Origin of the sequence: Streptomyces sp. NPDC001093 (genome assembly GCF_040298985.1) — a bacterium.
GTDB lineage: Bacteria > Actinomycetota > Actinomycetes > Streptomycetales > Streptomycetaceae > Streptomyces.
The window spans coordinates 1-11,007 of the sequence record NZ_JBEPBF010000211.1; the positions used below are offsets into that span (position 1 = coordinate 1).

Below are 11,007 nucleotides of genomic sequence, written 5' to 3' on the forward strand. Positions count from 1 at the left end.
CGCCTGCGCCCCCGTGTGCCCGATCATCGCGCGCTCCCCGAGCTCCTCGGGCAGCACGGCCGCGGCGGCACCCATCGCGGCTGCCGCCGGCCCGGCCCCCGGCCCCTTCCGCACCAGCCCCGGCGCCCCGAGCGCGAGCACCCGCTCCCTGATCAGCGGCCCCGCGACCAGTCCCGCGGCCGAAATCCCGAACGACTTCACGGCCCCGCTGGTGACTCCAGAACCCGGCTACAGGTCCGCCCGGGCCGTCGCCAGGAGTTCCTCGGCGTGGGCCCGGGCCGTCTCGGAGTCCTCCTGGCCGGCCAGCATGCGGGAGAGTTCGCGGATGCGCTCCTCGCCCTCGAGGACCTTGACGCCGGAGCGGGTGACCGAGCCGTCGTTGGTCTTCTCGACCAGCAGCTGCCGGTCGGCGAAGGCGGCCACCTGGGGCAGGTGGGTGACGACGACGACCTGGGCGGTCCTGGCGAGCTTGGCCAGGCGGCGGCCGATCTCGACCGCGGCCTTGCCGCCGACACCGGCGTCGACCTCGTCGAAGAGGTACGTCGGCACGGGGTCGGTGCCCGCGAACACGACCTCCACGGCGAGCATCACACGGGACAGCTCACCGCCGGAGGCGCCCTTGGCGATGGGCCGCGGCGGGGCGCCGGGGTGCGGGGCGAGCAGCAGCTCGACCTCGTCCACGCCCGACGGCCCGTAGGCGACCGTACGCCCGCCGACCTCGACGCCCTCCGGGTCCTCGGTCTGCCGGATCGCGAAGGACACGCGCGCGTGGGGCATCGCCAGCGAGGCCAGCTCGGCCGTCACGGCGGCGGCGAACCGCTCGGCGGCCTCCGTCCGCGCATCGGTCAACGCCTGTGCCAGACCGCCCAGTTCGCTGCGGAGCGCGTCCCGCTCCGCGGTCAGCTCCTCGGTCCGCTCGTCGTCGCCGTCCAGCTCGGTCAGGCGCGCGGCGCTCTGCTCGGCCCAGGCGAGGACGGCGTTCACGTTCTCGCCGTACTTGCGTGTCAGCGCGGTCAGCGCGGCCCGCCGCTCCTCGACGGCCGCCAGCCGCAGCGGATCGGCGTCCAGGTCGTCGGCGTACCCCGCCAGCTCCCCGGCGACATCGCCGAGCAGGATCCCGATCTCCCCGATCCGGTCGGCGAGCGAGGCCAGCGCCGGGTCGTGCGAGCGCACGGACTCCAGGGCCCGGTGGGCGCCCGCGACGAGGGTGGAGGCGTCGATCCCCTCGGGGTCCTCGGGATTGCCCGCGAGAGCGGCGTGCGCGGCCGTCGCGGCGGACGACAGCGCCTCGGCGTGCCCCAGCCGCTCCGCCTCCTCGGCCAGCTCCACGTCCTCCCCGGCGCGCGGCTCGACGGCGGCGATCTCCTCGAGCCCGTACCGCAGCATGTCGGCTTCCTGCGCCCGCTCACGCGCGCGTGTGGTGATCTCCTCCAGCTCGACGGAGACGGCCCGCAGCCGCCGGTAGGCCTCGGTGTACTTGGCGAGCGGCACGGCGACCGCGTCCCCGGCGTACCGGTCCAGTGCCTGCCGCTGCCGGGACAGCTTCAGCAACCCCTGCTGGTCGGTCTGCCCGTGCACGGCCACCAGGTCGTCGGCCAGCTCGGCGAGCAGCCCGACCGGCACCGAGCGCCCGCCCAGGTGCGCCCGCGAGCGCCCCTCGGCGGAAACGGTACGGCTGATCAGCAGGGCCCCGTCGTCCAGCTCGGCCCCGGCCTCCTCGGCGCGTACGACGGCGGCGGCGTCCGCGGGCACGGTGAGCCGCCCCTCCACGACCGCCTTCTCGGCGCCGATCCGCACGAGCGCCGGGTCCGCCCGCCCACCGAGCAGCAGCCCGAGGCTGGTGACCACCATGGTCTTGCCCGCACCCGTCTCACCGGTGACGGCGGTGAACCCCGGCGACAGCTCGACGACGGCATCGTCGATGACCCCGAGCGACCGTATCCGCATCTCCTCCAACACGGAACAGACCATACGAGGTCCGGGGTGCGGAGTGCACACGGCCCGCCTTTGTCACTCCGCCGAGTGGTGCGGCGCGCCCCGCCATCCGGTCGTCGGCAACGCAAACTTCGCAACCAGCCGATCCGTGAACGAAGAGTGATGGAGCCGGGCAAGCCGCACCGGCACGGCCCCCCGCCGCACCTCCACCCGCGCCCCCGGCGGCAGCTCGACGGTCCGCCGCCCGTCACACCACAGAACCCCCGGCGGGATGTGCGGCAGAACCTCCACCGCGAGCACCGAATCCGGCGAGGTGACCAGCGGCTTGGCGAACAGCGCGTGCGCGCTGATCGGCACCATCAGCAGCGCCTCCACCTCGGGCCACACCACGGGCCCGCCCGCGGAGAACGCGTACGCGGTGGACCCGGTGGGCGTCGACAGGACGACCCCGTCGCACCCGAACCCCGTGACCGGGCGCCCGTCGATCTCCAGCACGACTTCCAGCAGCTTCTCGGCGCCGGCCTTCTGCACGGCCGCCTCGTTCAGCGCCCAGTCGGTGTGCACGATGTCCCCGTTGCGGTGCACGACGACGTCGACGGTCATCCGCTCCTCGACCTCGTACGACCGTGCCACCACCCGGTCGACCACCCGATCGAGGTCGTCCCGTTCGGCCTCCGCGAGGAACCCGACGCGCCCCAGGTTGACGCCGAGCATCGGCACCCCGGACGCCCGGGCGAACTCCGCCCCGCGCAGCAGCGTGCCGTCGCCGCCGAGCACGATCAGCAGCTCGCACCCGTCGAGGCACTGCGGAGTCGCCTCCTTGACCAGCTGCACCTCGTCAGGGAGCGGCAGGTCGCACGCCTCCTCCTCCAGCACCCGCACCCCGATGCCATGCCGCAGCAGGCCCTTGACGACGAGTTCCGCACTGCGGATCGCCGCGGGCCGCCCGGTGTGGGCGAGCAGGAAAACAGTACGCGCCAGGTTCTGTGTCAACGCGGCCCCTCCGCCACTGCACGGTCTACGTCGGCCGGGTCCACCTGGGGTGCCCCCGCCCGCAGCCAGAGAAAGTACTCGACGTTCCCCGAGGGGCCGGGCAGCGGACTGGCGGTGACTCCCTGCACCCCGAGTCCCAGCTCCCAGGCCTTCTCGGCCACTTTCCGCACGGCCTCCGCCCGCAGTTGCGGACTCCGTACGACACCCCCGCTGCCGAGTCGCTCCTTGCCGACCTCGAACTGCGGTTTGACCATCATCACCAGGTCGGCGTCCGGCTTCACGCACCGCTTCAGGGCCGGCAGCACCAGCCCGAGCGGAATGAAGGACAGATCGCCCACGACAAGATCCACAGGTTCCCCATCGATCGCCTCGAGCGTCAACTCGCGTACGTTCGTACGGTCCTTGACGGTGACGCGTTCATCGTTCTGGAGAGACCAGGCGAGCTGTCCGTATCCGACGTCCACCGCGACGACGTGCGCGGCGCCCGCGCGCAGCAGGACGTCGGTGAAGCCACCGGTGGACGCGCCGGCGTCCAGGGCACGCCGGCCCTCGACCACGAGCCCCTGCGGGACGAACACCCCGAGCGCGCCGGCGAGCTTGTGCCCGCCGCGGGAGACGTAGTCCGGGTCGCTGTCGTCGGCCTGGACGACGATCGCCGCGGCCGTCTCCACCTGGGTGGCCGGCTTGGTCGCCACGGTCCTGCCGACGGTGACCCGCCCGGCGACGATCAGCTGGCTGGCGTGCTCGCGCGAGCGCGCGAGCTTCCGGCGGACCAGCTCCGCGTCCAGACGACGGCGTGCGACTCCTGCCACGTTCGGTTCAGCTCCTGTGTCGGTACGCCGGTGAAGGCGCCTTCGGGTACGACGGTGAGGGCGCCGGAGGTCCCGGGCGGGCGTCGAGCGCGGTGAGCGCCTCGCGCAGCCCCCGGTGTACATCCTCGTACACCTCGATGTGTCCGTCGGTGGCGAGGTGGTCGGCGTCGGCCAGCCGCTCCAGCTGGGCGTCGACCTCGGCGTTGCCGGTGGGGGTGCGCGGGATGTTCAGGGGGGCGGGCGCGGCGGGGTCGTACGCCTGAAGTGCCTCCACCGCCTCCTGCACCGAATCCTGCGGGATCTCCGTCTCCGGAACCGAGTCGCTCATGCCCCGACGCTACCGCGAACCGCTGGGGTACCGTCGTGGGCGATGGCCACGATCGAGGAGTGCCGCGCCGCACTGGGAAAGCTTTCGGACAACATGCAGGGCGCCGAGGGCGACGTGCGCGCGGCCGCCGCCCTGGACCGCTCGGTGAGCTGTCACATCACCGACCTGGACGTCACCTTCGCCGGCCGGATGACCGGCGGGCGGATCGAGGTGGACGAGACGCACCCCGGCCCGCCGCGCGAGAGGGCCCAGATCAGGCTCGCCATGGCCGGGGACGACCTGGTGGCCCTGGTGGACGGCGAGCTGAACTTCGCCACCGCCTGGGGCAGGGGCCGGGTGCGGCTGGAGGCGAGCCTGCTGGATCTGTTCCGGCTCAGGAAGCTGCTGTGACGCTCCGGGAAGCCGCTGTGACGCTTCAGGAAGCTGCTGTGACCCTCGCCTTTCGGGCTGCCGGTACCACGAGCGGGGTCCCGGTCTCCGGGTCGTCGATGACCTGACAGCGCAGCCCGAACACCTGCTCCACCAGTTCGGCGGTGACGATGTCGTTCGGGGCGCCCTCGGCGATCACCCGGCCGCCGCGCAGCGCGATGAGGTGGGTGGCGTAGCGGGCGGCGTGGTTGAGGTCGTGCAGGACGGCGACCAGGGTGCGACCCTGGGTCTCGTGCAGCTCGGCGCACAGGTCGAGGACGTCGATCTGGTGCTGGATGTCCAGGTAGGTGGTGGGCTCGTCCAGGAGCAGCAGCGGGGTCTGCTGGGCGAGCGCCATGGCGATCCACACCCGCTGCCGCTGCCCGCCGGACAGCTCGTCGACGTACCGGTCGGCCAGCTCGGCGACCCCCGTCTGCCGCATCGACTCACTCACGACCCGCTCGTCCTCCGCCGACCACTGGCGCAGCAGACCCTGGTGCGGGTAGCGGCCCCGGCCGACGAGGTCGGCGACGGTGATGCCGTCGGGCGCGACGGACGACTGCGGCAGCAGGCCGAGCGTCCGGGCGACCTTCTTGGCGGGCATCGACTGGATGACCTGCCCGTCGAGCAGCACCCGGCCCTCGCTCGGCTTCAGCATCCGCGACAGTGCCCGCAGCAGCGTCGACTTGCCGCACGCGTTCGGGCCGACGATCACCGTGAAGGAGTTGTCGGGGATCTCCACCGACAGCTGCTCGGCGATGACACGCTGGTCGTAGGCGAGGGTGACGTTCTCGGCGGACAGGCGGTTCACGGTGCTCCTCTTGCTGTCTGACTCGGGGACGGCGCTCATATCCGGCCCGCCCTGCGCTCGGTGACCAGCAGCCACAGCAGATAGGCGCCGCCGAGGACGCCGGTGACCACGCCGACGGGCAGCTGGTCGGCGCCGAAGGCCCGCTGCGAGGCCCAGTCGGCGGCGACCAGCAGGGCGGCGCCCATGCAGAGGGAGGGCACGAGGTTCGGGCCCGGCGAGCGGGTCAGGCGCCGGGCCAGCTGGGGCGCGGTGAGGGCGACGAAGCCGACGGGTCCGGCGGCGGCCGTGGCGGCGGCGGTGAGCAGCACGGCGGAGACCATCAGCACCAGCCGGACCCGCTGCACGCGCACCCCGAGGGCGTTCGCGACGTCGTCGCCCATCTCCAGCATCCTCAGGCCGCGCGCGTGGACGAGGACCAGCGGGACGAGGACCGCACACAGGGCGAGCAGCGGCCAGACCTGGTCCCAGTCACGGCCGCCCAGGGAGCCGGTCATCCACACGACCGCGCGGGCCGCGTCGACCAGGTCGGCCTTGGTCAGCAGATAGCCGTTGACGGCCGTGGCGATCGCGGAGACGCCGATGCCGACCAGGACCAGCCGGTATCCGTGCACGCCCTGCTTCCAGGCGAGCAGATAGATGGCGAGTCCGGTCACCAGGCCGCCGATCAGCGCGCCGACGGTGACCTGGGCGGTGCTGCCGGACAGCAGCACGATGACGACCAGGGCGCCGGCCGTCGAGCCCTGGGAGAGGCCCAGCACGTCCGGGCTGCCGAGCGGGTTGCGGGAGACGGACTGGAACAGCGCGCCGCCGAGGCCCAGCGAGGCGCCGACCAGCAGGCCGACCAGCACCCGCGGCAGCCGCAGCTCGTTCACGATGAAGTCCTGGTAGGCGTTGCCGTCCCCGGCGAGGGTCCTGAGCACGTCGGCCGCGGGGATCTTCGCGTCGCCGGTGCCGATCAGCGCGACGCCCGCGGCACAGGCGGCGGCCAGCAGCAGGACGACGACGAGCAGGGCCCGCAGGTCCAGGCGCAGGGAGAGCCCGCCGGGGGTGCGTACGGCCCGGTTCACGGATCGGGTCTTCACAGCTGGGCCGTCCTCCGCCGTCGTACGAGAAAGATGAAGACCGGGCCGCCGATGATCGCGGTGACGATGCCGACCTGGAGTTCCGAGGGGCGGGCCACGACCCGGCCGACGACATCCGCGCCGAGCAGCAGCACGGGCGACAGGACCGTGGCGTACGGCAGGATCCAGCGCAGGTCGGGGCCGGTGAAGGAGCGCACGACGTGCGGCACCATCAGGCCGACGAACACGATCGGGCCGCAGGCGGCCGTGGCCGCGCCGCACAGGACGGTGGCGGCCAGCATGGCCAGGGCGCGGGTGCGGCCCAGGTGGGCGCCCAGGGCGCGGGCGGTGTCGTCACCCATCGCGACCGCGTTCAGCGGCCGGGCCAGCGCGAGCGCCAGGACCATGCCGGCCGCGAGGAACGGCAGCACCTGCAGGATGGTCGAGTCGGTGGCCGAGGCCAGCGAACCCACCGTCCAGAAGCGCATCCTGCCCAGCGCCGCGTCGTCCAGGATCATCGCGGCCTGGAGATAGCCGTACAGGGCGGCGCTGATCGCCGTACCGGCGAGCGCGAGCCGCACCGGGGTGGCGCCCCGGCTGCCGCCGAGGAACCACACCAGCGCGCCGACCGCGGCCGCCCCGAAGAAGGCGAACCACACATAGCCGGTGAGGCTGGTGACGCCGAAATAGGTGATGGCCGTGACGACGGCGGCCGAGGCGCCCGCGTTGATGCCGAGCAGTCCGGGATCGGCCAGCGGGTTGCGGGTGAGCGCCTGCAGCACCGCGCCCGCGAGGCCGAGCGCGGCACCGGCGAGCAGGCCCAGGACCGTGCGCGCGATCCGCTCGTCCACGACGACGTCGCCGTAGGTCCCGGTGTCGTGGAACAGGCCGTGCCAGACCTGGTCCGGCGACAGTGCTTTCGCCCCGATCGCGATGCTCGCCAGGGCGACGAGCACCAGGATCAGGGCGGAGAACAGGAGCCCAAGGGCCCGCGCCGCCCGGCGGGTCGGGGGCGCGGGGGCGGTCTCCGCGCGCTGTTCCGGAAGACTGTCGACCAACACGAGGTTAGGTTAGCCTACCCTCGCTTCGGATCTCGATTCCCGGGTGCCTGTCCGTCACAGTCCCAGCCGCGCCAGCGCCTTCCCCCCGTCCAGGCCGCAGGAGCCGTCCCCGGCCGCCGTCCAGGCCGCCGCACACAGCGCCCGCAGCCCGTCCAGCGGCTCCCCGTCACCCTCCAGCTCCAGCCGGTCCGCCCCGGCCGTCGCCGTCCAGCCACCGCACCGGAAGCCCTCCGCGAGGACACCGACCTCCGGCTGCCCGGTGAGCAGCCCGCGCAGATCGGCGTCCACATACGTCGGCCGGTGCTGCGGCGGCGCAGCCAGCAGCAGGGCGCCGTCGGTGACACCGGTCAGCACCAGCAGCGAGTCCACCCCGCCGTTGAACGCGCCCTCGATGTCCGTGTCCAGCCGGTCCCCGACCACCAACGGGCGCTCGGCGCCGGTCCGGATGATCGTCTCCCGGTGCATCGGCGGCAGCGGCTTGCCCGCCACCTGCGGCTCCTTGCCCGTCGCGATCCGTACGACCTCCACGGCCGCGCCGTTGCCCGGCGCGATGCCCCGCCCGCTCGGAATCGTCAGGTCGGTGTTGGACGCGAACCACGGCACCCCACGCGCCACCGCGTACGACGCCTCCGCGAACCGCCCCCAGGTCAGATCAGGCCCGCCGTACCCCTGTACCACCGCCGCCGGATCGTCGTCCGCCGACTCCACGGGCACGAGGCCGCGCTCGCGCAGCGCCACCCGCAGCCCCTCCCCGCCGATCACCAGCACCCGCGCCCCGGCCGGCACCTGCTCGCTGATCAGCCGCGCGACCGCCTGCGCGGAGGTGATGACGTCATCGGCGCCCGTCGGTATCCCCAGCTCCGTCAGGTGCTCGGCCACGGTGTCCGGGGTCCGCAGCGCGTTGTTGGTGACGTAGGCCAGATGCATCCCGCCGGAGCGCGCCACCGCCAGCGAGTCGACCGCGTGCCGAATCGCGCTCCCGCCCGCGTACACCACCCCGTCCAGATCGAGCAGCGCCGTGTCGTACGCCTCGCTCAGGGGCTGCCCACTGCCCTCGGGGCTCGTCCTGACCGCCTGGCTCATTCCACATCGCTCCTCGTTCGAAGGCCTTTCCCCCGATCATCCCGCACGCCACTGACACACGTACGATGCCGGGATGAACACTGCAGGTCACTCGGAAGCAACGGCGCGCCGGGGCCTGGAACTCACCCCGTTCCGCGGCCTTCGCTACGACCCCGACCGGGTCGGCAGCCTCGCCTCCGTCACCTCACCGCCGTACGACGTCGTCGTACGCCCCGACGGGGTGCACCACCTCCAGTCCGCGGACCCGTACAACATCGTCCGGCTGATCCTGCCCCAGGCCGGCACCCCGAGCGCCCGCACCGAGCAGGCGGCCGACACCCTGCACCGCTGGCTGGACGAGGGCGTCCTCACCGCGGACCCGGAGCCCGGCCTGTACGTGTACGAGCAGCGGGACGAGAGCGGCATGCTCCAGCGCGGCGTCATCGGCGCGCTGCGGGTCTCGGAGCCGGCCGAGGGCGTGGTGCTGCCGCACGAGGACGTCATGCCGCCCGTCGTCGCCGACCGCGCGGCCCTGATGCGCGCCACGCGCGCGAACCTGGAGCCGCTGCTGCTGACCTACCGCGGCGACGGCACGGCGGCCGAGGTCGTCGAGCGCACGGCGGAGAAGCCCCCGCTGCTGGACACGACCACCGAGGACGGCTTCCACCACCGCCTCTGGTCCGTCACCGACCCCGCCGACCTGGCCCGCATCCAGTCCGACCTCGCCCACCAGCAGGCCCTGATCGCCGACGGCCACCACCGATGGGCCACCTACCTGCGGCTGCGCGCCGAGCACCCCTCCCCCAGCCCCTGGGACCACGGCCTGGTCCTGCTCGTCGACACCGCCCGCTACCCCTTGCGCGTCCGCGCCATCCACCGCCTGCTGCACGGCCTTCCGGTCCCGGACGCACTCGCCGCGGTGGAGGGCCTGTTCCGGGTACGACACCTCGACACGCCGCTCGACGAGGCGCTGGAGGCCCTCGCGGACGCGTCCTGCGCGGGCAACGCCTTCCTGCTGGCCGGCGACGGCTCCTTCCACCTCCTCGACCACCCCGATCCGGACCTGCTGGCCCGGACGATCCCGGCCGACCGCCCGGCAGCCTGGCGCTCCCTGGACGCCACGGTCCTGCACGCCACGCTCCTCGACCACGTCTGGCACATCCCCGAGGACTCCCCGGCCCACATCGCGTACATCCACGACACGGCCGCGACGGTCGCCAAGGCGGAACGCGACGGCGGTACGGCCGTCCTGATGCACCCGGTCCGCGAGGAGGTCGTACGCGACCTGGCCCGCCAGGGGGTGACGATGCCCCGCAAGTCGACGTCGTTCGGCCCGAAGCCGGCGTCGGGGCTGGTGCTGCGGGCGCTGGAGATCTGAGCGCCCGGAACGCAGAAAAGGGGCAGGTTCCATCGGGAACCCGCCCCTTTCGGTGACTGCCTTTTCCGTGGCTGCCGTCAGTCCTCGTCGCCGTCCTCCTGCGACGGCTTCTCCGGCTCGCCCTCGCTCTCGTCCAGGGCGTCGACGAACTCCACGCCGTCCAGCTCGGCGAGCCGGTCGGAGGCGTCCGTGCTGCCGTCCCGGTCGGCCTCCACGGCCTTCGCGAACCACTCCCGTGCCTCGCCCTCCCGGCCGGCGGCCAGCAGGGCGTCGGCGTAGGCGTACCGCAGGCGCGCGGTCCACGGCTGGACCGCGTTGGAGGCGAGCTCCGGGCTCTGCAGGGTCACGATGGCGGCGTCCAGCTGGCCCATGTCACGCCGGGCACCGGCCGCGACGAGCCGCATCTCGACCTGACCGGCCTTGTCCAGCTTGTGCACCTCCGGGGCACCGGCCATGTCCAGCGCCTTCTCCGGCCGCCCGAGCCCGCGCTCGCAGTCGGCCATCACCGGCCACAGGTCCACGGTGCCGGTCATCCGCCGCGCGGCCCGGAACTCGGCGAGGGCCTCGCTGTACTTCTGGTTGGCGTACGCAGCGAACCCGGCGGCCTCGCGCACGGCGGCCACGCGGGACGCCAGACGCAGGGCCACCTTGGAGTAGGCGTAGGCGCCCTCGGGGTCCTCGTCGATGAGCCGGGCCACCATCACCAGGTTCCTGGCGACGTCGTCCGCGAGCGTCTTGGGCAGGCTCTGGAGCTCCTGCCGGACATCCTTGTCGATCTCGTCACCAGTGACGTCCTCCGGGATCGGCAGCCGCTTGATCGGCTCGCGGTCCCGGTCGCGGTCACGGTCGCGCTCGTCGCGGAAGCGCCCACCGCCCCGGCGGTCGTCGCGCCGGTCGTCACGTCCCCGGAAGCCACCGGGCCGCCCACCACGGTCGTCCCTGCGGGGCCCACGGCCACCGCGGTCGTCGCGGCCACGGAAGCCACCGCGCTCGCCCCGGTCGTCACGACGGTCCTCACGGCGATCGTCACGCCGGTCATCGCGCCGGTCGTCGCGGCGGAACCCACCCCGGTCGTCACGGCGGTCGCCGCGGTGGTCGCCGCGGTGGTCGTCGCGCCGCCCGTAGCCGCCGCGGTCGTCGTCGCGGCGGAAGGACGGG

11 protein-coding genes and 1 pseudogene are annotated in these 11,007 nt (G+C 73.4%); 2 read left to right on the top strand and 10 right to left on the bottom strand.

Annotated features, from left to right (window positions below):
• The 5 genes and pseudogenes from ABT288_RS47565 to ABT288_RS47585 form a co-directional block, all read right to left on the bottom strand.
• Positions 1-216, bottom strand: a pseudogene (locus ABT288_RS47565) (hypothetical protein); the annotation flags it as partial.
• Between the two features lie 12 nt (positions 217-228).
• Positions 229-1,971, bottom strand: a complete 1,743-nt coding sequence (gene recN, locus ABT288_RS47570) for a DNA repair protein RecN (RefSeq protein ID WP_351622660.1) — start codon at positions 1,969-1,971, stop codon at positions 229-231.
• 39 nt (positions 1,972-2,010) lie between these two features.
• Positions 2,011-2,928 (bottom strand): NAD kinase, encoded by a 918-nt coding sequence (locus ABT288_RS47575; RefSeq protein ID WP_351622663.1) that lies wholly within the window; start codon positions 2,926-2,928, stop codon positions 2,011-2,013.
• Positions 2,925-3,740: a TlyA family RNA methyltransferase gene (locus ABT288_RS47580; RefSeq protein WP_351622666.1), complete on the bottom strand. Its 816-nt coding sequence runs from the start codon at positions 3,738-3,740 to the stop codon at positions 2,925-2,927. The genes ABT288_RS47575 and ABT288_RS47580 overlap by 4 nt, the downstream gene beginning before the upstream one ends.
• Positions 3,741-3,747: 7 nt before the next feature.
• Entirely contained in the window at positions 3,748-4,068 is a 321-nt protein-coding gene (locus ABT288_RS47585) for a hypothetical protein (protein WP_351622669.1), read from the bottom strand.
• Between the two features lie 42 nt (positions 4,069-4,110).
• On the opposite strand from ABT288_RS47585, the gene ABT288_RS47590 reads away from it, so the two are divergent.
• Complete coding sequence (locus tag ABT288_RS47590) at positions 4,111-4,458, top strand: sterol-binding protein (protein ID WP_351622672.1); 348 nt, start codon at positions 4,111-4,113, stop codon at positions 4,456-4,458.
• Positions 4,459-4,483: 25 nt separating this feature from the next.
• Here the strand turns inward: ABT288_RS47590 and ABT288_RS47595 are convergent, their stop codons facing one another.
• The 4 genes from ABT288_RS47595 to ABT288_RS47610 are packed head-to-tail and all read right to left on the bottom strand — an operon-like array spanning position 4,484 to position 8,492.
• Positions 4,484-5,326 carry an ABC transporter ATP-binding protein gene (locus ABT288_RS47595; RefSeq protein ID WP_351622674.1) on the bottom strand — a complete coding sequence of 281 codons (843 nt, stop codon included), beginning with the start codon at positions 5,324-5,326 and terminating at the stop codon, positions 4,484-4,486.
• On the bottom strand, positions 5,323-6,369 hold the full coding sequence (locus tag ABT288_RS47600; RefSeq protein ID WP_351622677.1) for a FecCD family ABC transporter permease: 1,047 nt from the start codon (positions 6,367-6,369) through the stop codon (positions 5,323-5,325). Before ABT288_RS47600 ends, ABT288_RS47595 begins: the two co-directional genes overlap by 4 nt.
• On the bottom strand, positions 6,366-7,409 hold the full coding sequence (locus ABT288_RS47605) for a FecCD family ABC transporter permease (protein WP_351622680.1): 1,044 nt from the start codon (positions 7,407-7,409) through the stop codon (positions 6,366-6,368). The genes ABT288_RS47600 and ABT288_RS47605 overlap by 4 nt, the downstream gene beginning before the upstream one ends.
• Positions 7,410-7,463: 54 nt before the next feature.
• The gene (locus ABT288_RS47610) at positions 7,464-8,492 is read right to left on the bottom strand and encodes an HAD-IIA family hydrolase (RefSeq protein ID WP_351622682.1); all 1,029 of its coding nucleotides are present in this window, start codon (positions 8,490-8,492) and stop codon (positions 7,464-7,466) included.
• A gap of 73 nt (positions 8,493-8,565) precedes the next feature.
• On the opposite strand from ABT288_RS47610, the gene ABT288_RS47615 reads away from it, so the two are divergent.
• Entirely contained in the window at positions 8,566-9,849 is a 1,284-nt protein-coding gene (locus tag ABT288_RS47615) for a DUF1015 domain-containing protein (protein ID WP_351622685.1), read from the top strand.
• A gap of 77 nt (positions 9,850-9,926) precedes the next feature.
• Here ABT288_RS47615 and ABT288_RS47620 read toward each other — a convergent pair whose 3' ends face one another.
• Positions 9,927-10,658, bottom strand: coding sequence for a hypothetical protein (locus tag ABT288_RS47620; protein WP_351622687.1), 732 nt, complete (start codon positions 10,656-10,658; stop codon positions 9,927-9,929).
• Positions 10,659-11,007 lie beyond the last annotated feature (349 nt).